Origin of the sequence: Candidatus Allofontibacter sp. (genome assembly GCF_040404065.1) — a bacterium.
Classification (GTDB): domain Bacteria; phylum Pseudomonadota; class Alphaproteobacteria; order Pelagibacterales; family Pelagibacteraceae; genus Fontibacterium.
The window spans coordinates 190,842-215,942 of sequence record NZ_JBBAJM010000001.1; the positions used below are offsets into that span (position 1 = coordinate 190,842).

General features: G+C 32.0%; 31 protein-coding genes. 20 read left to right on the plus strand and 11 right to left on the minus strand.

Going from position 1 to position 25,101, the window contains the following annotated elements:
* Position 1 precedes the first annotated feature (1 nt).
* Positions 2 to 511: an invasion associated locus B family protein gene (locus AC8IG9_RS00985; RefSeq protein ID WP_507424962.1), complete on the minus strand. Its 510-nt coding sequence runs from the start codon at positions 509 to 511 to the stop codon at positions 2 to 4.
* Positions 502 to 1,551, minus strand: a complete 1,050-nt coding sequence (locus AC8IG9_RS00990) for an NADP(H)-dependent aldo-keto reductase (RefSeq protein WP_507424963.1) — start codon at positions 1,549 to 1,551, stop codon at positions 502 to 504. The genes AC8IG9_RS00985 and AC8IG9_RS00990 overlap by 10 nt, the downstream gene beginning before the upstream one ends.
* 109 nt (positions 1,552 to 1,660) lie before the next feature.
* Between AC8IG9_RS00990 and AC8IG9_RS00995 the strand changes: the two genes are divergently transcribed.
* Both AC8IG9_RS00995 and AC8IG9_RS01000 read left to right on the plus strand, forming a co-directional pair.
* Positions 1,661 to 2,416, plus strand: a complete 756-nt coding sequence (locus tag AC8IG9_RS00995) for a Bax inhibitor-1/YccA family protein (protein ID WP_507424964.1) — start codon at positions 1,661 to 1,663, stop codon at positions 2,414 to 2,416.
* 42 nt (positions 2,417 to 2,458) lie between these two features.
* Positions 2,459 to 3,031 (plus strand): peroxiredoxin, encoded by a 573-nt coding sequence (locus tag AC8IG9_RS01000; protein WP_507424965.1) that lies wholly within the window; start codon positions 2,459 to 2,461, stop codon positions 3,029 to 3,031.
* A 4-nt stretch (positions 3,032 to 3,035) separates the two neighbouring features.
* On the opposite strand, the gene AC8IG9_RS01005 is transcribed toward AC8IG9_RS01000, so the two are convergent.
* Genes AC8IG9_RS01005 through AC8IG9_RS01015 form a run of 3 tightly spaced genes read right to left on the minus strand, consistent with a single transcriptional unit; the run spans position 3,036 to position 4,049 of the window.
* Positions 3,036 to 3,164 carry a DUF2256 domain-containing protein gene (locus AC8IG9_RS01005; protein ID WP_507424966.1) on the minus strand — a complete coding sequence of 43 codons (129 nt, stop codon included), beginning with the start codon at positions 3,162 to 3,164 and terminating at the stop codon, positions 3,036 to 3,038.
* A gap of 1 nt (position 3,165) precedes the next feature.
* Complete coding sequence (locus AC8IG9_RS01010) at positions 3,166 to 3,510, minus strand: DUF2794 domain-containing protein (protein ID WP_507424967.1); 345 nt, start codon at positions 3,508 to 3,510, stop codon at positions 3,166 to 3,168.
* A complete protein-coding gene (locus AC8IG9_RS01015) occupies positions 3,510 to 4,049 on the minus strand; it encodes an inner membrane-spanning protein YciB (RefSeq protein ID WP_507424968.1) in 540 nt (179 codons plus the stop codon). Before AC8IG9_RS01015 ends, AC8IG9_RS01010 begins: the two co-directional genes overlap by 1 nt.
* On the opposite strand from AC8IG9_RS01015, the gene AC8IG9_RS01020 reads away from it, so the two are divergent.
* The gene (locus AC8IG9_RS01020; RefSeq protein ID WP_507424969.1) at positions 4,033 to 4,800 is read left to right on the plus strand and encodes a hypothetical protein; all 768 of its coding nucleotides are present in this window, start codon (positions 4,033 to 4,035) and stop codon (positions 4,798 to 4,800) included. The genes AC8IG9_RS01015 and AC8IG9_RS01020 overlap by 17 nt on opposite strands.
* 39 nt (positions 4,801 to 4,839) lie before the next feature.
* Positions 4,840 to 5,169: a heat shock protein HspQ gene (hspQ, locus tag AC8IG9_RS01025; RefSeq protein ID WP_017972076.1), complete on the plus strand. Its 330-nt coding sequence runs from the start codon at positions 4,840 to 4,842 to the stop codon at positions 5,167 to 5,169.
* A gap of 3 nt (positions 5,170 to 5,172) precedes the next feature.
* Here the strand turns inward: hspQ and mmsB are convergent, their stop codons facing one another.
* A complete protein-coding gene (gene mmsB, locus AC8IG9_RS01030) occupies positions 5,173 to 6,069 on the minus strand; it encodes a 3-hydroxyisobutyrate dehydrogenase (protein ID WP_507424970.1) in 897 nt (298 codons plus the stop codon).
* A 65-nt stretch (positions 6,070 to 6,134) separates the two neighbouring features.
* On the opposite strand from mmsB, the gene AC8IG9_RS01035 reads away from it, so the two are divergent.
* The 5 genes from AC8IG9_RS01035 (at position 6,135) to ccmD (ending at position 9,855) form a co-directional block, all read left to right on the plus strand.
* Positions 6,135 to 7,154, plus strand: a complete 1,020-nt coding sequence (locus AC8IG9_RS01035) for an ABC transporter substrate-binding protein (RefSeq protein WP_507424971.1) — start codon at positions 6,135 to 6,137, stop codon at positions 7,152 to 7,154.
* Positions 7,155 to 7,158: 4 nt separating this feature from the next.
* Complete coding sequence (locus AC8IG9_RS01040) at positions 7,159 to 7,953, plus strand: ABC transporter ATP-binding protein (RefSeq protein WP_507425898.1); 795 nt, start codon at positions 7,159 to 7,161, stop codon at positions 7,951 to 7,953.
* 1 nt (position 7,954) lies between these two features.
* Positions 7,955 to 8,800 carry an ABC transporter permease gene (locus AC8IG9_RS01045; protein ID WP_507424972.1) on the plus strand — a complete coding sequence of 282 codons (846 nt, stop codon included), beginning with the start codon at positions 7,955 to 7,957 and terminating at the stop codon, positions 8,798 to 8,800.
* Positions 8,801 to 8,962: 162 nt separating this feature from the next.
* On the plus strand, positions 8,963 to 9,661 hold the full coding sequence (gene ccmC / locus AC8IG9_RS01050) for a heme ABC transporter permease CcmC (RefSeq protein ID WP_507424973.1): 699 nt from the start codon (positions 8,963 to 8,965) through the stop codon (positions 9,659 to 9,661).
* Positions 9,658 to 9,855 (plus strand): heme exporter protein CcmD, encoded by a 198-nt coding sequence (gene ccmD, locus AC8IG9_RS01055; RefSeq protein WP_507424974.1) that lies wholly within the window; start codon positions 9,658 to 9,660, stop codon positions 9,853 to 9,855. Before ccmC ends, ccmD begins: the two co-directional genes overlap by 4 nt.
* Before the next feature lie 32 nt (positions 9,856 to 9,887).
* Here ccmD and AC8IG9_RS01060 read toward each other — a convergent pair whose 3' ends face one another.
* From AC8IG9_RS01060 to AC8IG9_RS01075, 4 genes are read right to left on the minus strand one after another with little or no spacing between them, the layout of a single operon-like run.
* Positions 9,888 to 10,151 carry a hypothetical protein gene (locus AC8IG9_RS01060; protein ID WP_507424975.1) on the minus strand — a complete coding sequence of 88 codons (264 nt, stop codon included), beginning with the start codon at positions 10,149 to 10,151 and terminating at the stop codon, positions 9,888 to 9,890.
* Entirely contained in the window at positions 10,148 to 10,978 is an 831-nt protein-coding gene (locus AC8IG9_RS01065; protein WP_507424976.1) for a DODA-type extradiol aromatic ring-opening family dioxygenase, read from the minus strand. The genes AC8IG9_RS01060 and AC8IG9_RS01065 overlap by 4 nt, the downstream gene beginning before the upstream one ends.
* A gap of 18 nt (positions 10,979 to 10,996) precedes the next feature.
* On the minus strand, positions 10,997 to 11,803 hold the full coding sequence (locus AC8IG9_RS01070; RefSeq protein ID WP_507424977.1) for an SDR family NAD(P)-dependent oxidoreductase: 807 nt from the start codon (positions 11,801 to 11,803) through the stop codon (positions 10,997 to 10,999).
* Positions 11,804 to 11,861: 58 nt separating this feature from the next.
* Positions 11,862 to 13,097, minus strand: a complete 1,236-nt coding sequence (locus AC8IG9_RS01075; protein ID WP_507424978.1) for an MFS transporter — start codon at positions 13,095 to 13,097, stop codon at positions 11,862 to 11,864.
* Positions 13,098 to 13,328: 231 nt separating this feature from the next.
* Here AC8IG9_RS01075 and ccmE point away from each other — a divergent pair, with 231 nt between their 5' ends.
* Genes ccmE through AC8IG9_RS01130 form a run of 11 tightly spaced genes read left to right on the plus strand, consistent with a single transcriptional unit; the run spans position 13,329 to position 24,408 of the window.
* Positions 13,329 to 13,757 (plus strand): cytochrome c maturation protein CcmE, encoded by a 429-nt coding sequence (gene ccmE, locus AC8IG9_RS01080; RefSeq protein ID WP_507424979.1) that lies wholly within the window; start codon positions 13,329 to 13,331, stop codon positions 13,755 to 13,757.
* Positions 13,754 to 15,637, plus strand: coding sequence for a heme lyase CcmF/NrfE family subunit (locus AC8IG9_RS01085; RefSeq protein WP_507424980.1), 1,884 nt, complete (start codon positions 13,754 to 13,756; stop codon positions 15,635 to 15,637). The genes ccmE and AC8IG9_RS01085 overlap by 4 nt, the downstream gene beginning before the upstream one ends.
* Complete coding sequence (locus AC8IG9_RS01090; RefSeq protein WP_507424981.1) at positions 15,627 to 16,145, plus strand: DsbE family thiol:disulfide interchange protein; 519 nt, start codon at positions 15,627 to 15,629, stop codon at positions 16,143 to 16,145. Before AC8IG9_RS01085 ends, AC8IG9_RS01090 begins: the two co-directional genes overlap by 11 nt.
* A 3-nt stretch (positions 16,146 to 16,148) precedes the next feature.
* Positions 16,149 to 16,514, plus strand: a complete 366-nt coding sequence (locus tag AC8IG9_RS01095; protein WP_017972172.1) for a cytochrome c-type biogenesis protein CcmH — start codon at positions 16,149 to 16,151, stop codon at positions 16,512 to 16,514.
* A 47-nt stretch (positions 16,515 to 16,561) separates the two neighbouring features.
* Entirely contained in the window at positions 16,562 to 17,062 is a 501-nt protein-coding gene (locus AC8IG9_RS01100) for an acyloxyacyl hydrolase (protein WP_507424982.1), read from the plus strand.
* A gap of 9 nt (positions 17,063 to 17,071) precedes the next feature.
* Positions 17,072 to 18,226 carry an alpha-hydroxy acid oxidase gene (locus tag AC8IG9_RS01105; RefSeq protein ID WP_507424983.1) on the plus strand — a complete coding sequence of 385 codons (1,155 nt, stop codon included), beginning with the start codon at positions 17,072 to 17,074 and terminating at the stop codon, positions 18,224 to 18,226.
* Complete coding sequence (locus tag AC8IG9_RS01110) at positions 18,223 to 19,389, plus strand: pyridoxal phosphate-dependent aminotransferase (protein ID WP_507424984.1); 1,167 nt, start codon at positions 18,223 to 18,225, stop codon at positions 19,387 to 19,389. Before AC8IG9_RS01105 ends, AC8IG9_RS01110 begins: the two co-directional genes overlap by 4 nt.
* Positions 19,390 to 19,449: 60 nt before the next feature.
* Positions 19,450 to 20,943, plus strand: coding sequence for an FAD-linked oxidase C-terminal domain-containing protein (locus AC8IG9_RS01115; RefSeq protein ID WP_507424985.1), 1,494 nt, complete (start codon positions 19,450 to 19,452; stop codon positions 20,941 to 20,943).
* Positions 20,943 to 22,157, plus strand: a complete 1,215-nt coding sequence (locus tag AC8IG9_RS01120) for an FAD-binding protein (protein WP_507424986.1) — start codon at positions 20,943 to 20,945, stop codon at positions 22,155 to 22,157. Before AC8IG9_RS01115 ends, AC8IG9_RS01120 begins: the two co-directional genes overlap by 1 nt.
* Positions 22,157 to 23,455: a glycolate oxidase subunit GlcF gene (glcF, locus tag AC8IG9_RS01125; protein ID WP_507424987.1), complete on the plus strand. Its 1,299-nt coding sequence runs from the start codon at positions 22,157 to 22,159 to the stop codon at positions 23,453 to 23,455. The genes AC8IG9_RS01120 and glcF overlap by 1 nt, the downstream gene beginning before the upstream one ends.
* Positions 23,452 to 24,408 (plus strand): 2-hydroxyacid dehydrogenase, encoded by a 957-nt coding sequence (locus AC8IG9_RS01130; protein WP_507424988.1) that lies wholly within the window; start codon positions 23,452 to 23,454, stop codon positions 24,406 to 24,408. Before glcF ends, AC8IG9_RS01130 begins: the two co-directional genes overlap by 4 nt.
* A 4-nt stretch (positions 24,409 to 24,412) precedes the next feature.
* On the opposite strand, the gene AC8IG9_RS01135 is transcribed toward AC8IG9_RS01130, so the two are convergent.
* Entirely contained in the window at positions 24,413 to 25,015 is a 603-nt protein-coding gene (locus tag AC8IG9_RS01135; RefSeq protein ID WP_507424989.1) for a YjbE family putative metal transport protein, read from the minus strand.
* Between the last annotated feature and the right edge of the window lie 86 nt (positions 25,016 to 25,101).

The following is a 25,101-nucleotide window of genomic DNA, read 5'->3' on the forward strand; positions in this document are numbered from 1 at the left end:
CTTAAATGAAATTACATTTTTTTTTAGCAGCTTCATAGGCATCGTTAAAACCACTTAATGAGAAAGTATCAGTAGTTTTAGAACCCTTAGCTGATGTCGCAATAACTTTTGCTTGTGAAGATTTTTTCATCGTTTCTATCATTGAAACTTCTTCTTCATATTTTGTAAGCCAAGCAAAATTTTCTTCAGTTTCAAATTTAAATTCTTTTTTATCAACTGCGACGCTTACTTTAGAAGATGGTTTGTAATTGTATCCACTTGTAACACTTACTTCATTTTGAATTTTGTCATTTGGTCTAAAAGTTACAAAAATTCTAGATTCTGCACGGTTAAGACTTTTTGGCTCCGAGGCTACAGGGCTTGATACGGCGTAACAAACTGTTTGGCCATTAACGTTAGTATTTTGTGCTGTCCAGTTTTTAAATTGTCCATCTTGCTTAATTTGAGCAAATATTTTTTGCTCAAAAGACAAAAGACAAATTATAGAAAAAAATAAAACTCTTAAGGACATGGGTTTGAATATATTAATTGAACATTGTTAATGTCTTTTATTATCTCATTAGTTAGCACGAGATCAATACTATCAATGTCCTTTTTTAACTGCTCCATTGAAGTTGCCCCAATAATTGTTGAGGTTACAAATTTTTGTATAGTGCAAAATTGAATAGCCATTTGCGCCAAATCTAGATTATGTTTTTTTGCAACGTCATAGTAGGCTTGTACCGCTGGTTGCGTATTAGGAGTTCTATATCTATCAAATCTATTTCCCCACAAAACTTCTCTAGTACCAGCAGGTTTTTTTCCACCTAAATATTTCCCGCTTAAATGTCCACCTCCCAAAGGAGAGTAAGAAAGTAGTCCAATCTTTTCTCTAATAGAGATTTCTGCAAGGCCAACCTCATAACTTCTATTAATAAGACTATAGGCATTTTGGATTGTTATCGGTTTTGGAATATTATGTTTTTCAGCAAGCTTTAAATACTGACTTGTACCCCAAGGAGTCTCATTGGATAGACCGTAGTATTTTATCTTTCCTGCTTTAATTAAAGAAGCCATTGTTTCCATAGTTTCAAGTATTGGAACTATGTCAGCTGTTTCTGTATGTTCATATTCAAGTCCGCTAAAAATATTTAAAGGTCTGTCAGGCCAGTGCAGTTGATAAATATCAACGTGATCAGTTTGTAAATTTTTTAAACTATTATCGATTGCGATATTAATTTGTTTTTTATTAAGACGAGTTTCTGTTTCGCCTGGTCTAATCCAGCTCATCCCTGATCTGCCAGTCACTTTGTCAGCGATAATAAGGCTGTCTCTCTTTTTTGTTTTTTTTAACCAATTGCCAATAATTTTACTTGTTGTTCCGCATGTTTCTTTAGTAGGTGGTATTGAATATAATTCAGCAGTATCAAAAAAATTAATTCCTTTCGACACAGCGTAGTCCATTTGTTCAAAACCATCTTGCTCAGTGTTTTGTGTAGAGCCCCAAGTCATCGTGCCAAGGCAAATTTGACTAATATTTAAATCGGTGTTTGGTATTTTATTGAATTTCATATTTTAGTATTTTTTAAAAAACACAATGAGATAGCCTTTTTTTAAGCTTCTTGAAATAAACATATTTTAACATTATGTATTAGGTCAAACAAACATATAGGGAAAAGACATGAACTTAAAATACGGTCAAACAAGAGCTACGACACGTGCGGATTCAAGTGCCATAGATCAGGGCCTAAGATCCTACATGTTGAAAGTCTACAATTACATGGCAACAGGTATTCTGGTGACAGGTTTTGTAGCTTTATTATTATTTAAATTTTCTATAACAACAAATGAAGTTGGAACGATTACTGGCTTAACTCCACTTGGAAATGCGATTTATCATTCTGCATTAATGTGGGTAATTGCTCTAGCTCCCTTGGGAATTGTGATGTGGATGAGCTTTGGACTTGCAAAAATGTCTGCATCGAAAGCACAAACTTTGTTTTGGGTGTTCGCAGCATTAATGGGCGCATCACTCTCTTCAATATTTATGGTTTATGTTGGAACAAGTATCGCTCGTGTATTCTTTATTACAGCAGGAACTTTTGCTGCAATGAGTCTTTACGGTTACACGACAAAATCTGACCTAACTAAACTTGGCTCATTTTTAATGATGGGTTTAATTGGAATAGTTATCGCATCAATCGTAAATATTTTTCTTAAATCTTCTCAACTTGACTTTATCGTTTCAATACTTGGAGTTATAATTTTTGTTGGTCTGACTGCTTATGACACACAAAAAATTAAAGACATGTATTTTGACGGTGGGGATTTAGAAGTTATGGCAAAAAAATCCATTATGGGTGCCTTAACTTTATATTTAGATTTCATTAATCTTTTTGTAATGTTACTAAGAATCTTCGGAGACAGAAGAGAATAAATTATTTTTATATGGCCCCGATAATTTTCGGGGCCGCAGAGCATGAATCAACAAAACTTATTAAAAGTAGACTGGTCAAAAATACCGGCGCCGAAAGCAGAAGTTTCTTTAGATCATCTTAATAATAGTCAGATTCCAGAAATAAAACTTCAAAGCACTAAAGGAAAATTCGTTAATATAGGAAAACTTTCTGGTTTAAGTGTTATTTATATTTATCCTATGACGGGTCAGCCCAATGTAGCCTTGCCAAAAGACTGGGATGAAATACCGGGTGCTAGAGGATGCACACCTCAATCTTGTAGTTTTAGAGATAATTTTTCTGAATTAACAAAACTTAATGTTAAAAATATTTTTGGCCTTTCTAGTCAAAAAACAGATTATCAAAAAGAATTAGCAACAAAACTGCATCTTCCTTATGCAATCTTATCAGATGAAAAACTTACATTTGCGAACGCTCTTAAACTTCCAACGTTTAAAGTTGATAATATGAACTTAATTAAGAGAATAACTTTAATTTTAAACGATAATAAAATTATCAAATATTTTTATCCTGTATTTCCTCCTGATGAGAACGTTAATCAGGTAATAGCTTGGCTAAAGAATAACAAATCTTAATAATCTAATTTCCTGAACATTTTTTAGAGCAGAATTTTACAGAATCCCAATTCTTTTCCCATTTTTTCCGCCAAAAAAAAACTCTATTACATGCGGGGCATATCTTTTGTGGTAATTCATTTTTCTTTCTCAAGTTATTTAATGATTTTTAAATATTTTGCAGAATGTTTTTTTGAAATAATCTTTAAAATGGAGTTTAAATTATCAGAGCTTTTAATCACGGAACCATTTGCTTCTTTTAATTGATATTTGTTTTTATCTTTATTATTTAATTTTTTTGATATTTGAAAAAGAGGAGTTTCTGTAGCTTTTCTATAAATTTCAAAACTCACCATATTTTTACTCATATAAATTCCATAATCTTTCCATTCACCAACTGAAACCATTGAGCCGTAAAGATTTAATATTTCTTGAAGTTCTTTTTTATTAAAAAAATTTTCTTTATTAAGATTATTGTTTTGAATTAGATGTAGTTTCATCAGTCATATTTATGTTTTCTAATCATGTATACTTGTAAAGCCGTAAACGCTAAGCTTATTGGAACAATACCAAATACTTTAAAACTCACCCAAAAAGCCTCAGTTTGTGTTCGCCAAATACATTCATTTAAAACCCCTAAAAAAATAAAAAAATATATCCAGTGGTTAGTGACTCGACTCCATCCATCATCAGAAATTTTTACGGTTTCAAATATATTTTTTAGTACAAGTTTCTTTTGAAAAAATTTTGTATAGATTAAAGCTGCTGCAAAAATAGCATTAATAAAAGTCGGCTTCATAAAGAAAAATATTTTATTATTAAAGTATATTGCAAGTCCGCCAAATACTGCAATGAAAGTAGCACCAACAACTGCAATGATAGGGATTCTTTTTTCTATCATATAGCTAATAATAACCGACAGTATGGTCGTCATTATTAACACAATGATTCCACTGTTCATTCCACTCTTTCTGTAAGTTAAAAAGAATAGTAATAATGGACCTAGTTCTAAAAGAAATTTTATGAGACTTTTATTCATTCGTTTTTTATTAATTACGTATTTAATTACTTCAAATCTAAGTTTATCGCTAGCCAAAGAATTTAAATATGATGTGCGAGCATATAATTTAAAAGTAATGGAGATTAACTTTAATATTGATGATGAAATAAACAATAAAATTAATTTTAGCGCTGAAGCTGTGGGAATTGTAGGATTTTTCGTTAAGGTTTTAGCAAAATCAACAGTTGAATTTGATAGTAAGGATAAAAATTTTTGGAAATATGAATATCGTTATGACAAACCCACAACTAATAAATTTAGGTTAAATAAAATAAATTTTTCTAAAGAAAAAGTTCTGAGTTATGAAACAGACCCACCTCGAACTGAAGATTTAACAAAAAAAGTTACTTATAAAAAAGAAGATTATTTTGGTGTAATTGATCCTATATTTGCAGTTAAAAAGTTATTTTTGATCGACAAAAATAACTTTGATTGCAATAAAAAAATTAAAGTTTTTGATGGAAATATTTTTTATTATTTGGTTATGAAAAAAGAGAATGACCAAATGGAACTTGATACAATTTTTTCTGATTACAAAGGAAAATTACAAAAATGTACTTTAGTCTATGAGCCAATTTCTGGTTACATTCCTGGAGATCCAAATACACCCGAGCAGTTCAAAGTTGATCTTTATTTTGGAATTGTTGGGGATAACTATTTTCCAATTTACGCAACAACTAAAGGAAAAAAAGGTATTAGACTCAAGATGTATTTAAATATGATTAACTGATCTATTGAATTTTTTATAAGAATCACTAATTTATTTTTAATGCTTGAAAAAAAATTGAACAAAGCCAAGTTCTCAATTGGAGAAGTAGTGAGACATCGTTTGTTTGATTTTAGAGGAGTCATTTACGATGTAGATTTTCAGTTTAGTAATTCTGAAGAATGGTATCAATCAATTCCAAAAGCATCCCGCCCTAGAAAAGATCAACCTTTTTATCATTTGTTAGCAGAGAATGATGAGATTACTTATGAAGCCTATGTTTCAGAACAAAATCTTTTAGCAGACGATCCAAATGAACCTGTTCGTCATCCTTTAGTAGATCAAATCTTTAAAGGTAAAAAAGGTGATCTTTATTTTAAACCTTGTAACTAAAATTTAAGAATTATTTTTATCAATTAATTTAATAATTGCTGAAAAATCAAGAGCACCATCTCCTTGGGAACTTAGATCTTTATATAATTTTAGTGCTGTTCTTGCCATTGTGGCAGATTGATTAATTTGTGTAGCAGCTTCTGTGGCCAAACCTAAATCTTTAATCATAAGATCAGTTTCAAAGCCGCCAGTATAATTTCTAGAGGCTGGAGCATTAGCGACAACTCCTGGATAGGGATTGTAAACTTCACTACTCCAACAACGACCACTAGAGGAGTTAATTATTCCAGCTAGAATATTAGGATCCATTCCCATGGAAACACCAAGAGACATGGCTTCAGCAACGCCTATCATTGATATGCCAAGCAACATATTATTAGCTACTTTTGCTACCTGACCGTTGCCTGAGGGACCACAATGAACAATATTTTTCCCCATATTAGTAAGAATTGGTTTTGCCATATTAAAAATTTTTTCATCGCCACCCACCATGAATGTTAGAGTTCCAGATTGAGCGCCTCCAGTTCCTCCAGATACAGGAGCATCAAGCATGGGATTACCTTGAGACTCAGATTTCTTTGCAACATCTCTTGCAGTTTGAGGATCAATGGTTGATGAATCAATTACACAAATTTCTTTTGGTATATTTTTTAAAATTCCATTTTCTCCTAAATAAACTTCTTTTACATGTGTTGAGGCAGGGAGCATTGTAATTACAATTTCGATACCTGAGCTTTTTACAACTTCAGCAGGTGAGTTTTTAGCTTCAGCACCAAGCGCAACTAATGGTTCAGCTAAGGATTTTACGATGTCATTTATTATTAGCTTATGTCCATTCTTAATTAGGTTTTTAACCATAGGCCCGCCCATATTGCCAAGTCCAATAAATCCAATTTTCATATAATTATTGCTATCATATTATTTGTTTTGTAACTTTAAATAAAAGTTAAATAATAGGGGATCTAATGAAAATTTTAAAACAGCTTTTAATATCAATTTATTTTTTAGTATTTTTATCAACGCAGATTTCAGCCGCTGAAAAAATTAGTATTGTTGTTGGTGGAATAGGTAAACAAATTTATCTTCCAGCAAAACTTACAGAGGCGCTAGGTTATTTTAAAGAACAGGGTTTAAATGTCGAATTGATAGGAGAACAATCGCAAGCCGGAGTAAATGCAGCAAATGAAATGATAGCTGGAGTTGTTCAAGGCGTTGTAGGTTTTTATGATCATACAATTGATCTGCAAGCAAAAGGAAAAGAAGTGATGTCGGTTGTGCAATTTAGCCAGGCACCAGGAGAAGTTGTTTTAGTATCCTCAAAATTAGCAGATGCAATCAAATCGCCAAAAGATTTTAAAGGCAGAACTTTAGGAGTAACAGGACTTGGCTCTTCAACAAATTTTATCATGATGTATCTTTCGGTGAAGGCTGGACTTAAGCCATCAGACGTCACACCTTTAGCTGTTGGTGCTGGACACACTTTTATTGCAGCAATGAAACAAGGAAAGATAGATGTCGGCATAACGACAGAGCCAACAATTTCTACAATGTTAGCAAGTGGGGACGCTAAAATTTTAATTGATCAGAGACATCCAGAGGGAACTATAAAATCACTTGGAGGATTATATCCTGCCGCATGTTTATATATGTCTACAAAATGGATTAATTCACATCCAGACGAAGTTCAAAAACTTGCAAATGCATTTTATAAAACTATGAGGTTTATCGACACTCACTCAGCTGCAGAAATAGCAGCATTGCTTCCGCCCGATTTTTATGGAGATTCTAAAGAACAGTACATAAAATCTTTAGCTGAAAGTAAACGTATGTTCACAAAAGATGGAGTAATGCCACAAGGTGGACCAGAGTCTGTTCTGAGAGTCCTGCAGGTTTTCAATGAGGCAGTTACAGGAAAGAAGATCGACCTTTCTAAAACATATACAACTAAATACGTTAAAGCAGCAGCAGCTAAATATAAATTGTAAATATATTTTAAAACCAGTTATGAATTCAAATTTTTTGATCGAACTGGAAAATGTTGACAGGCGTTTTACAAGCCCTGAAGGAAAAATTATTCAAGTTTTAGATAATTTTTCAATGACCGTTAAGCCAGGTGAATTCTGTGCTGTCGTTGGACCTACTGGATGTGGAAAATCAACTACTTTAAGTTTAATTTCTGGTTTAGCAAAAGCAAACGCTGGAAAAGTTCTAATCGAAGGAAAAGAGTTTGAAGGAATAGATTCTAGAGTTGGATATGTTTTTCAAACCGATGCAGTTTTTCCATGGAAAAATGTTTTGGATAATGTTGCTGTAGGACCTTTGTTTAGGGGTGTAGACAAAAAAGAAGCAATAGAGAAGTCTTTGGATTGGATAAAAAGAGTAGGCCTACAAGGATTTGAGCATCATTACCCTCATCAACTTAGCGGCGGCATGCGAAAAAGAGTTGCGTTAGCACAAACATTTATAAATTCTCCGGATATTTTACTTATGGATGAACCATTCTCTTCTTTAGATGTTCAAACTAAATTGTTAATGCAGCAAGAGCTTTTACAATTATGGTCTAAACATAAGGCTGCAGTTGTTTTCGTTACTCACGATATTGAAGAAGCAACTATACTTGCAGATAAAGTGTACGTGCTAAGCAAAAGACCCACAAAAGTTAAAAAAATTTATAATGTGGATATTGAAAGACCTAGAATAGTAACTGAGACTAGATACACAAAAAAATTTATTGAGATTTCAAAAAGCATATGGAACGATTTAAGCGAGGAAGTGAATATTTAATATGAGTGACCAAAATAATATAAATAGAGAAGAAGAAATTAAAAAGTTAGAAAAAATTTCTGTTGAAAAAGTAAAAGAACGTTGGAGATTTGTTATTTTTTATAGATTTATGTTTTTATTTGTTACATTGGGTGGTTGGGAAGTTTTAGGGCGCACCGGGATCATCGATCCATTTTTCTTTTCTATGCCATCATCAATTGCTTATCAGCTTTATATTTGGATTATTAAAGGAACATCACAAGGACCTCTTTGGTTGCAGGTATTGGTTACTTTAGAAGAGACTGTTCTTGGATTTTTAATTGGAGCAGTAATGGGAATTATTTGTGGTATCGCACTTGGAAGAAATAAGATGCTCGCAGATATTTTTAGTATTTACATTAAGATTGCAAATGCAATTCCAAGAATTGTTTTAGGATCAATTTTTATTATTGCACTTGGACTTGGAATGGCTTCAAAAGTTGCTTTAGCAGTTGTCATGGTTTTTTTTGTTGTTTTTGGGAATGCATTTCAAGGAGTTCGAGAAGCAGACACCAATCTTATTGCGAACGCTAGAGTATTAGGAGCAAGCGATCGTCAGGTTACTTTTAAAGTTGTTCTACCGTCAGCACTAAGTTGGATACTTGCAAGCTTACATATTAGTTTTGGTTTTGCATTAGTTGGAGCTGTGGTTGGAGAATTCTTAGGCTCCAAACAAGGAATAGGTTTGTTGATAGCGACCGCTCAAGGAGCATTTAATGCCGCCGGTGTTTTTGCAGCAATGATCGTTTTAGCTGTTGTTGCGCTCATAGCTGATTATTTGATTACTAGGCTAGAAAATCGCCTTTTAAAATGGCGTCCTAACGTTTAATAGTCGCCTTAATTAGAACATTATTAACGCAAAAGTTAGACAGAATATTTTATTAAAGTATATCCAATGCTTAACTGAGTTATCTTTGATCCCCAATCTCCCTTATCTCAGTTAAGCAAACTTTCAATAACTCCCAACATATAGTAAAAAAATTCCAATAAAATGTTTGGAATATTTAAACCTAGAACCTTTTTTAATTTAGCAAGTACTAGTATTTTTTGGTTAAAAATAATTTTTATTTTTTCTATAATTATTGGTTTAGGTTTGGCTCTAGTTTTTTCACCGATTGATTATCTTCAAAAAGATACGGTGAGAATTATGTATGTTCATGTCCCATCGTCATGGATTTCGTTATTAATTTTTTTAATTATAGGAATATGCTCATTTATAAGTTTAATTTTTAGAGTTAAAGTTTTTTCAGTTTATGCAAAAAGTTTAGCTCCTATAGGATTAGTTTTCTCTCTAATCTCAGTTGTGACGGGTTCATTATGGGGTTTTCCAACCTGGGGAACTTTTTGGAGTTGGGATGGTAGATTAACCTCGATGTTTATTTTAGTCTTAACTTATATTCTTTATGTTTTGTTATGGTCTTTTATCAAAGATTATAATTCTGCTGAAAAAATTACTAATATTGTTGGCGTCGCTGGATTGATAAATATACCAATTGTTAAATTTTCAGTAGCATGGTGGAATTCACTTCATCAACCATCAAGCATTACCCTAACAGCCGCACCCACAATACACAGTTCAATGTTAGCGCCATTGCTTATTATGTTCTTTAGTTTCTCCATTTTGTCGCTGATTATTTTCTTGATTAGATATAAATATGAAATTATAAATTTTAGAGTTAATAAAAAATGATTTCAGAATTCTTAAATATGGGTGGTTACGGTTTGTACATATGGTTATCATATGCATTTTCTGCAATTTCTTTAGTTTCTCTTTACTATTCTTCTCTTAAGAAATTAAATGTTATTCGTAATAAAGAATATTTATATCAAGAATCAGAAAAGAGTATTCAAGACCCTGTTTCCAATCAGGCAAAATCAATCTAAATTTTTTAGATAATTTTTATAAGTTATTGGCCTCAGGTTTTAATTGACCTCATTTTTTTATTATAATTTTCATAATTTAGACCAAAAACATTAAATCTAGCTAGATGCTGGAGTAGAAATGCGTTTGCCCCTAATTTGTATAAAGAAGCCACGTCACCCGATAAAAGAAATTTTCTTTCTTCAGTTGTTAGAGAAAAAACGGATATTGATTTACTAGGATCATTTTGAGTTTTAGATCTAAAATTTAAATCAAGAAGGATTTCTCTACATATCTTGTTAATTTGATATACGCTCATTTATCTAGTCTCCATGCCACGAATGCATTTCCAAGCTCAAGTTGAGTTTCTAGAAATATTGGTTTTTTTTCTCCAACAACACCAAGCAATGCAATAAAATTTAGTATTTCACCAGCTATGTTGCCAGCATGAGCTATTTGTTCTGTTGTACTATTTTTTACCAACTCATTTATATTTGAACTTTCAAAGTATTTAACAACACGCTCTGCCCAAATAGGATCGGGTACTCCAAAAGTTTTGCCCTCAAACATTCTTGGACCTCCAACTTCTAATGAAAGGGATCCACTAGCCATAATTACCACCCTCTTTTTATTTGGCCAGCTTTCAATAGCTTTACGAACCATTTTACCAAGATCATGACATCTATTAGCAGAGGGCATTGGCGGAACAAAAGTATTAATAAAAATGGGAACTATCGGTATTTGCATATTGGGCGTTAAAAAATGCAAAGGAACTAAAATAGAATGATCAATAAGAAATTCTTTTGTAAAAGATAAATCAAAACCATTATTAACGCCAACATTTTGGATATGTTGTCCTAGAGATTCATCAACTAGAACTTTGTACCATGGCATTGAGGGAGTCTGGTCGATAGGCCCTGCAGTTTCATTCGAAATACCAACCGCAAAAGTAGGCCAGTTGTCATAAAAAAAAGTATTCCAATGGTCAGAGTCAAACTTTACTATAACATCTGGCTTAACATCATCTAAATAATTTTTTATAGATTGAAATAATTTTGCCACTGGCGCCTCAGGTCCTTCTTTTGCAACAGTAGCAACAAAACTAGGAGTGTGAGGTATGCCAAACGCCGCTACAATTTCTGCCATAAATTCCTTAATATTAAATTATAAAAAACGATCAGCACCACCAGATGCCTCAATTGTATCTCCAGTTATAAAACCACTTCTTTCAGAGGCTAAAAAAACAGCCAAAGCTGCAATCTCTTCTGGTTTACCAGCCCTTCCTATGGGCGTTCTTTCTTTGCCTATTCTTATTAAAATTTCCTCGTCTGTTAAATTCTTAAAATCTGCCCTAGACGATCTTAAAGCAGGGATCATGTTATTAGTCATATTTTCAGTTGCCACAGCACCTATCCCTATTGCATTTACTAAAATTCCGTATTCAGCTACTTCTAAAGCAAGTGCTTTAGTAAAAGCATTAATAGCACCACTGAGAGTATGGGAAATAAATAACTTAGGATTGGGGTATATACCTCCAATTGAGGACATGTTTATAATTCTTCCCCATTTATTAGAACGCATATGAGGAATAGACCAATAGCATAGTCGACGCATTGCTGACAATTTAACAGCTGTCATATTTTCCCAATCCGATTCGCTAGACTTCATCAATCCGCCAGAGTGTGCGCGCCCAGCATTGTTAACTAGAATATCTATTTTCCCAAAATTTTTAATACATTGATTTGTAATTTCTTCAGCAGAAGCAGGCAATGAAACATCTGCAGAAATTGTAAGAATTGATTCATGTCCTTGTTTTTTTAAATCTTCAGAAGCTAAATTTAGTTTATCGGGATCTCTCGCAACCATAACAACCGAAACACCATTCTCTAAGAACTCTTTTGAAACTGAAAAACCTATACCAGCGCTCGCACCAGTAACAATTGCTACTTTTTTTTTAATTTTTAGATCCATAAATTATAATTATTTTGCCATATATTTAATTAAAAAATATATGGCAAAAAATTAAATATTATTTAGGAAGTGGTTTTCCCATTGTTTCAGGGAGAAAAATGACCACAATTATCGAAATAATAAATAACAAACAAAGGTAAGTCACGGACATTGCCGGACCACCTAATGTTGTGAATAATACAGCTGCATAGATAGGAGCTGGCGTTGCAATAAGCCTTGATGTATTAAACACAAATCCAGTGGCTGTAGATCGGACATTTGTTGCAAATAACTCAGGTAAATATATAGGCATCCACGAAAACGCCCCCAACGTAAACATTCCTAATAATGGTGTGAATATTAACGCGGTTATTAGGTCAGGAGTAATGTTAAACATTACCGGACCAACAATTAAGCCTCCGGTAAAAATCAAAAACATATATTTTTTTCTACCTAGGGCATCAGCTAAAAATCCAGCTGATATATAACCAATGATAGCTCCTATATTATAAATAATCGCTCCGTAAGAAGCCCACTGTTTCGGATCTAGACCACTTTTTGCTGCCAATGAACCAATATAAGGAGGAATCAAAACACTGGTTCCATAAAATACTGCTACAGTAATAGAGCACAAAATAAGAGTTAAAAACATTCTGTAACGAGCTACAGAATCTCCAAATACTTGCGTCAAAGTAAAAGGCCTCTTACTAGTATTCGTGTAAGAATTGTTCTGCTCAGTAGTTGTCCATTGTTTATTTTTTATTGCCTCTAACCATAACTCAGATTCAGGCAGGGCACGTCTAATGTAAATAAGCAGTATTGCAGGCAAGACACCAAATACAAACATCCATCTCCACGCCGAAGAACCAAGCATAGGTTGAGCAAATAACCACAAACCAGAGGCAAGCAAGAATCCAAAACCAAAACCTGATTGCATTATGCCAAGAGCTTTAGAGCGAAAATTTTTTGGCCATGTTTCTGCTATTAGAGCTGTTCCTGTTGCCCATTCTGATCCTAAAAATAAACCAGTGATGAAGCGAAGAGCAATTAAAGAGTCAGGAGTTTGTGCTAATGCTGTAATACCTGTAAACACAGAGTAGCCAAGTATTGCAATTAACAACATTTTTTTTCGGCCAATGTAGTCTGCATAAATACTTCCAATAACTCCTCCGATTGCCCATCCAAGCAACGTGGCGGCAATAGCATATCCGACTGAAAGTCTTATAATAGAGGGATCCGTACCAGCAGGCATCATCGAGCTAATAGCTACAAATCCAACTAGTATTAATGCACTAGTTTCATATCCGTCGAACATCCATCCGACAAAACTACTTAGTAATGTTTTTTTCTGTGTAGAACCAATACCGTTCTTAGCAAGATAACCCATGAGCCCCCTTATTTTTATTAGATTACAATTATAATACTATTAATCTGAATAACAATGCACAAATTTTGTTTATACAACTCTGAATGGTATCATTAATACTCGTGTTTTCTATTTTATAAGTTTTCTTACCTTATCTTAAAAAATTGTTTAGATAGTTTTGTGATAAGCAAATCCTCATACAATAGATTAAAAATATTTTTTATTTTAATAACAATTGGATTAATAATAATTTTTTTTATCTATAGTAATTTAAAAAAAAATACGGTGTATTTTTATGCGCCACAAGAAATAAAACATTTATCAGAAATACCAGCTAATAAAGTTAGGCTTGGAGGTCTTGTTAAAGAAGGTTCACTAAAAAAAAATAATAATACTTATATTTTTGTTATTACCGATTTTAAAAATGAAATTTTAGTTGAATATAATGGTTTATTACCAAACTTATTTATTGAGGGCAAAAGTGCCGTTGTAGAAGGAGTCCTGAAGGATAAAAAATATTTTATAGCAAGTACTATACTTGCAAAACATGATGAAAATTATATGCCCCCAGAAGTTGCTAATGCGTTAAAGCAGAAAAAATCAAAATGACCGCAGGCAGCATAGGTAACTTAGCTTTAATAATTTGTTTTATACTTAATATTTATTTAATTTTTTCTTTAACAACGAAGATAAAAAAAAAATCTTTTAAAGATCTTAAGAAAATAAAATTTATTAATAATAGTATTTTTATTCTATTATTATTTTCATTTTTAACTTTAATTTATTGTTTTATTATTTCTGATTTTGCAAACGCTGCAGTTTATCAAAACTCTCATACAACAAAACCTCTGCTTTATAAAATATCAGGCGCCTGGGGCAATCATGAAGGCAGCATGGTTTTGTTTGTTCTTATTTTATCTTTATTTTCTTTTTTATTTTCAAACAGCAAAGTTAATGATGAATTGAAAATTTATACGATTTTTTTTCAATCAATATTAATCTTTATTTTTTTACTTTTTTTAATCTTTACTTCTAATCCTTTTGATCAAATTGATCCAAAACCATTGCAGGGATTGGGGTTAAATCCAATACTGCAAGATCCATTGTTAGTAATACATCCACCATTTTTATATTTTGGTTATGTGGGCTTTTCTTTAGTTTTTAGTTTTGCTTTGGCAGGATTAGTTACCAATCGTTTTAACAGTCTCTGGAGTAAGGTCTCAAATTTTTGGATACTGCTTCCTTGGTCTTCACTTACTATTGGAATAGGTCTTGGATCTTTCTGGGCTTATTATGAATTAGGATGGGGTGGGTATTGGTTTTGGGATCCAGTTGAAAACGCTTCTCTAATGCCTTGGCTTGCGGCTACGGCTTTGTTGCATTCTAATATCGTCACCTTAAAAAAAGATAAATTATATTCCTGGACTGCGCTGTTATCTATTTTTACTTTTGTTATGAGTTTACTTGGTACTTTTTTAGTTAGATCAGGAGTTTTAAATTCAGTGCATGCCTTTGCAAATGATCCTTATAGAGGAGTATATATTTTATCTATAATACTATTAATCACTTTTTTTTCGCTTGTTATCTTTATTATTAAAGATCCAAAGAAATCTTTAATTACTAATTACTCTTTTTTTCAGAGAGATAATTTTATTTTAATTAATAATTATTTTTTAATTTTTTTTCTTTCGGTAGTTTTAGTTGGTACGGTTTATCCAATTATTCTTGAGGCAATACTTGGACAAAGTATTTCTGTAGGACCTGTCTATTACAATACAATTTTAACGCCATTTTTATTTGTATTCTTATTTTTTATGGCGCATGGTCCTCTCTTAAATTGGAATAAAGATAAGAGTATAAAATTAAAGAATATAAAAATTTTTTTACCTATTTCACTTATACTAAGCTCAATAATTATTTTTGTTTTTTTAGATTATAAAAATATTATTTTATTTTTAGCCTTAATATTTTCTATCTATTTAATTGTTTCAGTAGTTTTTGATTGGATTTTTCAGAAAAAACTTAATTTAAATCTTGGTAGATTGTTTTCGCATTTAGGCTTTGGTTTGTTAATTTTTTCTATATTTATTAACGCTTATTCATCAAAAGAAATTAACTCAGCAATGAAGGTAGGAGATGAGGTTAAAACTCAGGGCTTTATAATAAAATTTCAGGGAATTAATAAAATTAAAAAAGATAATTATGAAGAAATCTTTGGTAATTTTTTAGTATCTAAGGATAATAAGCAAGTCCAATTAACACCATCCATTAGAAAATATGATCAACCAGTCCAATTCACATCTGAAACCAGTATTAAATCAAATTTTATTACTGATTATTATTTTGCAATTAATTTATCCGAATTTGAAAAGGATAAAATAATGGTAAGATTTTATTACAAGCCATTTATGTTATGGATATGGTCCTCGGTATTGTTGATCGCTTTTGGAGGCATTTATCAAACTTTTAGAGCAAGAAATGAATATTAGATATAGGATTATAATTTTAACTGTTACGCTTCTTATAATCTTTGCTCTTTTTCTAAAAGTTTTAAACTCTAATAAAGTTTATCAACCCAATCAGATGATTGGAAAAAAAATTCCAGAATTTGTCTTGGAAGATCTTTTTGATAAAAAAATAAAAATTAATAGTAAGGAATTACTAGATAAGGATTTTGTTGTTATAAATATTTGGGCTTCTTGGTGCATCCCTTGTCGTGTTGAGCATCCTTTATTAATAAATTTAAAAAATAATAATCAAATAAATATTATTGGTATTAATTATAAAGACGAAAGAATGAATGCTAAAAATTTCTTAAAAACTTATGAGAATCCTTATCAATTAGTTGGAGTGGATAGTAATGGAGAAGTATCAATCCAACTTGGCGCTTATGGAGTGCCAGAGACATATGTTCTTAATAAGGGAAAAATTATCTTTAAAAATATAGGTCCACTAAATGAAGATATTGTTACCAAAATTTTACAATTAAAAAAATAAATTATGTTGTTTAAGAAATATTTTTTAATAATAGTATTTTTTTTATTCACCACACATTCTATTTTGGCAAACGAAGAATTAAAAAATAAAATTTATAAAAATGTTCGTTGCATTGTATGTCAGGGGCAATCAATTTATGAGTCGAACTCTGACTTTGCATTAGATTTAAAAAAATTAATTTCTAAAAAAATTGACGCTGGAGAAAGTGAAAAACAAATTTACGATTTTTTAATTAGTCGCTACGGTGAATGGATTGTATTTACGCCAAGGTTTAATTTTAATAGTTTAATTTTGTGGTTATTACCTTTAATTGTATTTGCTATAGGTGGATTTTTAATATTTCGCTTAAATACCAATAAGAAAAAATAAATCTTTATTGCTTTTATATGTGTTTTGTTAAATAAAGACTTACGATTATGAGCGCAAAATTTTTTAAATCTTTCACAATTATTTCTACAATATTTATTAGTCTATGTTCTGTTTCTAAAGCAGATGGAATTACATTTTCTGGCGGAAGATTTGATCATAATGATAGCCATGCAAGAGATATGGTTCAAATAGATTATGATTTTGACAAAACTCTTTTTGGTTCTCCAATAGGTGATTTTAAACCAGTAATTGGATTCTTAAGAACAGGTGGTGATGCAAAGTATGCATACGCCGGAGTTAGATTAGATTATAAAGTTTTAAATAACTCTATTTTAATTTCTCCAAGCTTTACTCCTGGTATTTACGGAAAAGGAGACGCAAAAGATTTAGGTTATGGACTTGAATTTAAGTCACAAGTTAGAGTGGCTTTAAATTTAACTCCAACATTCAATATAGGTGTTGCATATAGTCATATTTCAAATGCTAGTCTTGGAGAGAAAAATCCAGGCGCTAATAATTACATCTTAGGTTTTCAAAAAAATTTCTAGGTTTTTATAATGTCATTAGCAAAGTGTCTGAATGTTGATGATTTTAGAAAACTAGCTAAAAAAAAATTACCTTCTCCAATATTTCATTACATCGATGGTGGGGCGGATGATGAAGTTACTTTAAAAAGAAATACAACAGCATTTAATGATTGCGATTTAGTCCCAAGTGTTTTGAGAGACGTGAGCTCAATTGATATGTCGACAACTGTTTTTGGACAGAAGATTAATATGCCATTATTTCTTGCACCAACAGCAATGCATAGATTGTACCATCACCAAGGTGAGAAAGCGACTTCAAGAGCTGCAGAAAAATTTGGTACTTTTTTCGGCATGTCTACGATTGCAACAACTGGAATTGAAGAGATTGGTAGTTTAACGAATGGGCCAAAATTATTTCAACTTTACATTCATAAAGATAAAGGTCTCACAGATAATTTAATTGAACGATGTCAAAAAGCTAATTTTAAAGCATTGTGTTTGACCGTCGATACTATTGTTGCAGGTAATAGAGAGCGAGATCACAGAACAGGCTTTACAACACCACCTAAATTAACTTTAGCGAGTTTAATAAGTTTTGCATTACATCCTGAATGGACTCTAAATTATTTATTTCATGAAAGATTTAAATTACCTAATCTTCCTCATACTGAAAAAGATGGGCACTCTATAGAGACTTCAGTAATTAATTATATTAACAGTCAGTTCGATCATACCATGAACTGGAAGGATGCAGAGTATGTTGCAAAAAAATGGAACGGCGCTTTTGCGATTAAAGGAATTGTATCTGTAGAGGATGCAAAAAAAGCAGTCGACATAGGAGCAACTGCAATTATGATTTCAAATCACGGAGGAAGACAATTAGATGCTTCGATGTCACCATTTGATGTGCTCGCAGATATTGTGGATGCAGTTGGAGATAAAGTGGATGTGATCTTAGATGGTGGAGTTAGAAGAGGAACTCACGTTTTAAAAGCTTTAGCGCTTGGAGCAAAGGCATGTTCCTTTGGAAAAGGTTATTTATATGCATTGGGAGCAGGCGGGCAGCAAGGAGTAGAAGCAATACTTAGAATTATGCATGATGAAATAAAAAGAGGAATGACATTAATGGGCTGCAGAAACGTTAAAGAAATAACAAGAGATAAAGTAATTTTTAGAAAAAAGTGAAATTAGCAGATAGTCTTTTTAAACTCGGCACAGAAAATGCATTTGTTGTTCTTGCAAAAGCAAAAGCTTTAGAAGCGCAAGGAAGAGAAATAATCAATTTAGGAATTGGTCAGCCAGATTTTAGAACACCACAACATATCGTTGATGCTGCAAAAAAAGCGTTAGATGATGGTTTTCATGGATATACACCGGCAAATGGTCTTTTAGAATTAAGACAAGGTGTTTCTCGGCATATTAAAAAAATGTATGGCGCAAATGTAGATGCATCCAGGGTAGTTATTATGCCAGGCGGAAAGCCTACAATGTTTTTTGCAATGTTAATGTTTGGTCAGCCGGGAACAGAAATTATTTACCCAGAACCTGGATTCCCAATTTATGAGTCTATGATTAACTATACAGGAGCAAAAGCTGTTCCAATGTATCTAAAGGAAGAAAATAATTTTTCTTTTAAAGCGGAAGAAGTTTTAAAATTAATAAATAATAAAACTCGTTTGATTATTATTAATAACCCTCAAAACCCAACAGGTGGACTAATTGAAAGAGAGCAAATTGACAAGCTTGCTGAAGGATTAAAAAAATTTCCAGATGTAGCAATTTTAAGTGATGAAATTTATAGTAGGCAAATTTATGATAAGAAAAAAATGCCTTCTTTCTTTAATTATCCAGAACTTTTTGATCGATTAATAGTTTTAGATGGTTGGAGCAAAACATATGCAATGACAGGTTGGCGTCTAGGTTGGAGTGTTTGGCCAGAAAAAATTATTGAAGATGTAACAAGATTATGTGTGAATGATCACTCATGTCCTTGTGCCTCAACCCAGATTGCAGGATTGGCGGCATTAGATGGTCAGCATGATTTTTTAGATGAAATGATGAGTCAGTTTAGTAGAAGAAGAAAATTAATCGTTGATGGCTTAAATAGTATTAAAGGCATCAAGTGCAATAATCCTGGAGGAGCTTTTTACGTATTTCCTAATATTAGTGGTACAGGCATGAACGGCAATGAATTCGCAGATAAATGTTTAAATGAAGCTGGAGTTGCAATTATTCCTGGTGTTAGCTTTGGTAAATCTGCTAAAGATTTTGTAAGATTTAGTTTTGCAAACTCTTACGAGAATATCGAAAAAGCTTTAGAAAAAATTAAAAAAACTGTTGTTAAATAAAGTTTTATTTTCAACTTCAAAGATCTGTATCTATCAAACAAAATAATATAAGTTTGTTGCATGACTCTAGTAATGCCACAAGTAGATCAGCTTATTCTTGATGATAAAGAAAAAATTGTTCGAGATTTAAAAAAATTCACTAATCCAATTAATATTATTTCAGATTTAGAGGGCATCACTCCTTACGAAACAGATGCTTTGAGTGCCTATAAACAAAAGCCAATGGCTGTAGTTTTGCCAGAAAATACTAGAGAGGTTAGCGATATTTTAAAATATTGTAATGAAAAAAATATTAAAGTTGTTCCAAGGGGTGCAGGAACAGGACTTTCAGGAGGTGCATTACCATTAGCAGATTGTGTTTTATTGGGACTTGGAAAATTTAATAAAATTTTAGAAATTGATTTTGAAAATAGATGCGTAGTAACTCAACCCGGCGTTACAAATCTAGCCTTAACAAAAGCTGTCGAGCATAAAGATTTTTATTATGCTCCCGATCCTTCAAGTCAGATAGCCTGTTCAATCGGAGGAAATATTGCTGAAAATTCTGGGGGAGTTCATTCCTTAAAATATGGAACAACGACTAATAATGTTCTCGGTGTTGAGTTTGTTTTGATGGATGGAACTATTATGCGTTTTGGCGGAAAAAAAATTGAGTCAGAAGGCTATGATTTGCTCGGTCTTATTACAGGTTCAGAAGGATTATTAGGAGTTGTTACTGAGGTCACAGTTAAAATTTTAAAAAAACCACAATCAATAAAAGCATTATTGTTAGGATTTCAAAAAGTTGAAGAGTCAGGCCAGTGTGTTTCAGATATTATTTCTGGAGGAATTATTCCTGCTGGAATGGAAGTAATGGACAAGCCTTTAATTAAAGCAACCGATGATTATTCTAAAGCAGGATATCCAAGAGATGTCGACGCTATTTTAATTGTAGAATTGGATGGAACAGAAAGCGAAGTGAATGTTTTAATTAAGAAAGTTGAAGAAATAGCAAAAAAAAACAAAGCTACTTATTTGCGCATTAGCAAGAATGATGACGAAAGATTAAGATTTTGGTCGGGAAGAAAAGTTGCTTTCCCAGCAGTTGGAAGTATTTCACCAGATTATTTGTGTATGGATGGAACTATACCAAGAAAAAAATTACCAGAAGTTTTAAAAGAGATTACCAGACTTTCAAATAAATACGGTTTAAGAGTTGCAAACTGTTTTCATGCGGGAGATGGAAACCTACACCCACTTATAATGTTCGACTCTAATATTCGTAGTGAATTAAAAAAAGCAGAACAATTTGGAGCTGATATTTTAAAATATTGTGTCAAATCCGGAGGAGTTCTTACAGGTGAACATGGGGTTGGAATTGAGAAGAGAGATTTAATGTGCGAAATGTTTAATGACGAGGACATTCAACAACAACTAAATATCAAAGAAGCTTTTGATAAGAATTCATTATTAAATCCTGGTAAAGTTTATCCACTTCTTCATCGTTGTGCAGAAGGGGGAAAAATGCATGTACATAAAGATAATAATAAATTTAAAGATATTCCAAGATTTTAATGTCAGAAATTTATTCGCCATCCAGCGAAAATGATATCTCAAATTTTATAAGAGAGAGTCATGAGCAAGCTACTCCAATTGAAATTATAGGACAAAACACAAGACCTATCGGAAGATTGATTCAATGTTCAAAAACTCTTCAGTTAAAAAATTTAAATGGAATAATTGAGTACTTTCCTGAGGAGCTTTACATAAAAGTTAAAGCAGCAACTTCACTTGGACTAGTAGAGGCAGAGCTTGATAAAAGAGATCAGGAATTAGCTTTTGAGCCAGCTGATCTTGGATTTTTATATAATGGTAAAAGCAACAAAGGCTCCGTTGGTGGTGCAGTTTCATGTAACTTGTCAGGGTCTCGAAGATTTAAATCCGGGGCTTTAAGAGATCATATTTTAGGTTTTCAGGGCGTTAATGGAAAAGGTGAGATTGTAAAATCAGGTGGCACAGTTGTTAAAAACGTAACCGGATATGACGTAAGTAAACTTATAGCGGGATCCTATGGAACTTTAGTTGCTCTAACTGAGATTGTTTTAAAAGTTCAGCCTAAAAATGAAGAAAGTCAAACACTGCTTATTAATAATATTAATTTAAAAAAAGCTTTAAACATTTTTTCAAAAGCCATGCAAACTTCAGTTGAGATTTCAGGAGCATGTTTTTATCCTGAAAAAAGTTTAAATTTTTTTAAATTAAATGATTTAGATATTAGCACCTCTATCACAGCACTTCGCATTGAAGGACCAAAAATTTCTGTAATTGAAAGAGTGAATACTTTAAAAAAATTATTTGATGAATATAAAAAAACTATGTCTGTTCTAGAGAATTATCAATCAAGAATTTTTTGGAAGAATACTACTGATTTAGAATTTTTTAATAATACTGAGAGTGTTGTTATAAAAATAATTTTACCATCTGTTAACACTGGTCAATTCATTAATCAGTTTGAGAATGAAGAATTACGATACGTGGTAGATTGGGCGGGAAATCTTACTTGGATTGCTATACCGCAGAATGATAGCGTTCTTCTTAGACAATTAAGAAAAGCAGCGCTTGCTCTTAATGGTCACATGACAATTATTAAAGCACCTAATCACGTACGTATTAGAGAAGACTTTTTGACAACGGTTGATGACAATATTAGAGTTTTGTCTTTGAAGATCAAAGAGAGCTTTGATCCAAAAAAAATTTTAAATCCAGGGAAAATGTATTCAGGAATATAATGCAAACAACTTTTACTAAGAAACAACTACAGGATAACAACGTTAATTCTTCAGAAAAGATTATTAGAAAATGTGTTCATTGTGGTTTTTGTAACGCAACCTGTCCAACTTATCAAATTGTAGGCGATGAACTAGATGGACCAAGAGGTAGAATATATTTGATAAAAGATATGCTGGAAAAAAATAAGCCAGCAAATGAAAAAATAACAAAACACATTGACCGTTGTTTATCATGCTACTCATGTATGACGACCTGTCCATCAGGAGTTAATTATATGCACCTTGTGGATCATGCGCGAAATCACATAGAAAAAACATTTGTTAGACCTTTTTTTGATAGATTTTTAAGAGCTCTCTTATCTAAAATTTTACCCAGTCCAACCCTTTTTAGAATTGCTGGGTATAGTGCAAGACTATTTTATCCGTTCAGATTTATTTTTCCAAAAAAAATTAAAAATATGCTTAAGTATATGCCAAATTCTTTTCCTAGATCTATATATGCTAATCAGGAAGTTTATCCGGCAACGGGCAAAACATATGCAAAAGTTGCTCTACTAACGGGCTGCGTACAAAGAGTTATTTCTCCACAAATTAATGACGCTACTATTAACGTTCTAAATAGACACGGAGTTGAGGTGTTAGTTCCAAAACAAGTTGAATGCTGCGGTTCACTAAACCATCATCTCGGAAAAGAAGATTTAGCCCACAAGTCTTTTATAAATAATATTAACGCCTGGTTTAAACTGTATGAAGAAAAAAATCTCGATGCTATTTTAGTTACCACTTCTGGCTGCGGAACTACTATAAAAGATTATGGTTATATTTTTAGAGATCATGAAGATAAAGAGATTAGAAATAAAGCAAAAATCATATCAAATCTTGCAAAAGATGTGACTGAGTATTTAGGAAAAAATATTAAATTAAATTATAAAACTAAAGATAAAAAATTTAAAATTGCGTACCATTCAGCTTGTTCAATGCAGCATGGTCAAAAATTACATTCTAAACCGATAGATTTATTAAAAAAAACCGGAAATGATATTTTTGAAATACCGGATGGTCATTTGTGTTGTGGATCTGCTGGAACTTACAATCTATTTCAAGACCAAATGGCTGCAGAACTTTTAAAAAGAAAAGTTGAAAATATTAATAAAGTAAATCCTGATTTTATTTCTACGGGAAATATTGGATGTATTACGCAGATATCTTCCGGAACAAAAATACCTATAGTTCATACAATAGAGGTTCTGGATTGGTATACGGGAGGAGAAAAGCCTAAAGCCATTTCTTCGTTATGAAAAAAAAAATTTTAGTTACTAGAAATTTGCTTCCAGAAAATGAAGAAAGAATAAAAAAATTATTTGATGTAAAATTAAATAAGCAAGAAAAAGTCTACACTTCTGAAGAAATTTTAGAACTCTCAAAAGATTGTGATGGAATTTTATGCATAGGTGGAAATAAATTTGATGCTGATATTTTCAGTAAAATTTCAAACACAGTCAAAATTATCGCAAGTTATTCAGTGGGCTACAATAATATTGATATTGATGAAGCTACCAAAAAAAGAATCGTAGTTACTAATACCCCAGAAGTTTTAACGGACGCGACTGCTGATATTGCAATTTTATTATTATTAGGAGCTTCAAGAAGAGCTTATGAAGCAAGAAAATCTGCTGAGGAGCAGGAGTGGGTTTGGGCAACAGATTTTTTATTAGGAAAACAAATGTCCGGCAGCAATTTAGGAATTCTAGGCATGGGAAGAATTGGAAGAGCAATTGCAGAAAGAGCAAGAGGCTTTGGAATGAAAATACATTATCATAACAGAACTAAGCTTTCAGCGGATCTTGAACAGGGAGCAATTTATCACGACAATATTAAATCTCTTTTTAGTAATAGTGATTTTTTATCAATTAATTGCCCTGCAACAAAAGATACGTCCAAAATAATTAATGAAGAAACTATTAGTTATTTACCCAATGGAGCCGTTATTTCTAATACCGCAAGAGGAGATGTGGTTGATGATGAGGCAATGATCAAGGCTTTAAAAAATGGAAAAATTTTTGCTTTAGGGCTTGATGTATATAATGGAGAGCCAAAAATTCATCCAGAGTATTTAAAACTTCAAAATCTTTTTTTACTTCCTCATTTAGGTAGCGCAACATTAAAAACTAGAATTGCCATGGGTAATAGATCTATCGATAATTTAGAAAATTTTTTTCAGAATAAACGTCCGAAAGATCAATTAAATTAAAATTTTAGAAAAATAGTATTTTTGTCTCAGAATATATTAAATCTATCGCAACCCACAAAATAGTAAACAGACCTATCCAAGCAACCCATTTAAATTTCTTAATATAAGAAGAGATTATGTTTGCAAGAATGGCCATTACAAAAATAGAGAGAATTAGTCCAGTAGCTAAAGCCCAGTAATGACCTTTTGCTGCTCCAGCAACACCTAAAACATTATCTAAACTTAAGGTAATATCTGCTATGGCAACAGTGAGAATTGCTTTACCTAGTTTTGTTTTTTCTGATTCTTTAATAGTGAATTTATTATTATCTTCTTCTTTATTTTTTTCTTTAATAACGTCTTCATATAACTTGTAAACAATCCAAAGCAGCAGAATTCCTCCAAATATTTTAACCCCTTTAAATTGAAATAAGTAAGTTACAATTCCCGTGAAAGCTAAACGCATAAAAACGGCAACTAACGTTCCATACAATAATATTTTTTTTCTAAGGGAGCCTTCAAATTGCGAGGCAACCATTCCAATAATTATTGCATTGTCGCCTGAAAGAATAACGTTGACTAAAACTATCTGGAAAAAAATTATTACTTCTTCTGAAAATAGATTCATTTCAGCAATTTAATTATCACAAAACTAAAGCTTAAATATATTAAGTTTATTATTACAACCTTGAGTAGTAATATTTGTTATTTCAC

What these genes read in the sequence shown, in the direction of transcription:
- AC8IG9_RS00985 (WP_507424962.1), bottom strand. Translation starts at nt 511, where the DNA reads ATGTCCTTAAGAGTTTTATTTTTTTCTATAATTTGTCTTTTGTCTTTT.
- AC8IG9_RS00990 (WP_507424963.1), bottom strand. Translation starts at nt 1,551, where the DNA reads ATGAAATTCAATAAAATACCAAACACCGATTTAAATATTAGTCAAATT.
- AC8IG9_RS00995 (WP_507424964.1), top strand. Translation starts at nt 1,661, where the DNA reads ATGAACTTAAAATACGGTCAAACAAGAGCTACGACACGTGCGGATTCA.
- AC8IG9_RS01000 (WP_507424965.1), top strand. Translation starts at nt 2,459, where the DNA reads ATGAATCAACAAAACTTATTAAAAGTAGACTGGTCAAAAATACCGGCG.
- AC8IG9_RS01010 (WP_507424967.1), bottom strand. Translation starts at nt 3,510, where the DNA reads ATGAAACTACATCTAATTCAAAACAATAATCTTAATAAAGAAAATTTT.
- AC8IG9_RS01020 (WP_507424969.1), top strand. Translation starts at nt 4,033, where the DNA reads ATGAGACTTTTATTCATTCGTTTTTTATTAATTACGTATTTAATTACT.
- AC8IG9_RS01015 (WP_507424968.1), bottom strand. Translation starts at nt 4,049, where the DNA reads ATGAATAAAAGTCTCATAAAATTTCTTTTAGAACTAGGTCCATTATTA.
- hspQ (WP_017972076.1), top strand. Translation starts at nt 4,840, where the DNA reads ATGCTTGAAAAAAAATTGAACAAAGCCAAGTTCTCAATTGGAGAAGTA.
- mmsB (WP_507424970.1), bottom strand. Translation starts at nt 6,069, where the DNA reads ATGAAAATTGGATTTATTGGACTTGGCAATATGGGCGGGCCTATGGTT.
- AC8IG9_RS01035 (WP_507424971.1), top strand. Translation starts at nt 6,135, where the DNA reads ATGAAAATTTTAAAACAGCTTTTAATATCAATTTATTTTTTAGTATTT.
- AC8IG9_RS01045 (WP_507424972.1), top strand. Translation starts at nt 7,955, where the DNA reads ATGAGTGACCAAAATAATATAAATAGAGAAGAAGAAATTAAAAAGTTA.
- ccmC (WP_507424973.1), top strand. Translation starts at nt 8,963, where the DNA reads ATGTTTGGAATATTTAAACCTAGAACCTTTTTTAATTTAGCAAGTACT.
- ccmD (WP_507424974.1), top strand. Translation starts at nt 9,658, where the DNA reads ATGATTTCAGAATTCTTAAATATGGGTGGTTACGGTTTGTACATATGG.
- AC8IG9_RS01060 (WP_507424975.1), bottom strand. Translation starts at nt 10,151, where the DNA reads ATGAGCGTATATCAAATTAACAAGATATGTAGAGAAATCCTTCTTGAT.
- AC8IG9_RS01065 (WP_507424976.1), bottom strand. Translation starts at nt 10,978, where the DNA reads ATGGCAGAAATTGTAGCGGCGTTTGGCATACCTCACACTCCTAGTTTT.
- AC8IG9_RS01070 (WP_507424977.1), bottom strand. Translation starts at nt 11,803, where the DNA reads ATGGATCTAAAAATTAAAAAAAAAGTAGCAATTGTTACTGGTGCGAGC.
- AC8IG9_RS01075 (WP_507424978.1), bottom strand. Translation starts at nt 13,097, where the DNA reads ATGTTCGACGGATATGAAACTAGTGCATTAATACTAGTTGGATTTGTA.
- AC8IG9_RS01085 (WP_507424980.1), top strand. Translation starts at nt 13,754, where the DNA reads ATGACCGCAGGCAGCATAGGTAACTTAGCTTTAATAATTTGTTTTATA.
- AC8IG9_RS01090 (WP_507424981.1), top strand. Translation starts at nt 15,627, where the DNA reads ATGAATATTAGATATAGGATTATAATTTTAACTGTTACGCTTCTTATA.
- AC8IG9_RS01095 (WP_017972172.1), top strand. Translation starts at nt 16,149, where the DNA reads ATGTTGTTTAAGAAATATTTTTTAATAATAGTATTTTTTTTATTCACC.
- AC8IG9_RS01100 (WP_507424982.1), top strand. Translation starts at nt 16,562, where the DNA reads ATGAGCGCAAAATTTTTTAAATCTTTCACAATTATTTCTACAATATTT.
- AC8IG9_RS01105 (WP_507424983.1), top strand. Translation starts at nt 17,072, where the DNA reads ATGTCATTAGCAAAGTGTCTGAATGTTGATGATTTTAGAAAACTAGCT.
- AC8IG9_RS01115 (WP_507424985.1), top strand. Translation starts at nt 19,450, where the DNA reads ATGACTCTAGTAATGCCACAAGTAGATCAGCTTATTCTTGATGATAAA.
- AC8IG9_RS01120 (WP_507424986.1), top strand. Translation starts at nt 20,943, where the DNA reads ATGTCAGAAATTTATTCGCCATCCAGCGAAAATGATATCTCAAATTTT.
- glcF (WP_507424987.1), top strand. Translation starts at nt 22,157, where the DNA reads ATGCAAACAACTTTTACTAAGAAACAACTACAGGATAACAACGTTAAT.
- AC8IG9_RS01130 (WP_507424988.1), top strand. Translation starts at nt 23,452, where the DNA reads ATGAAAAAAAAAATTTTAGTTACTAGAAATTTGCTTCCAGAAAATGAA.
- AC8IG9_RS01135 (WP_507424989.1), bottom strand. Translation starts at nt 25,015, where the DNA reads ATGAATCTATTTTCAGAAGAAGTAATAATTTTTTTCCAGATAGTTTTA.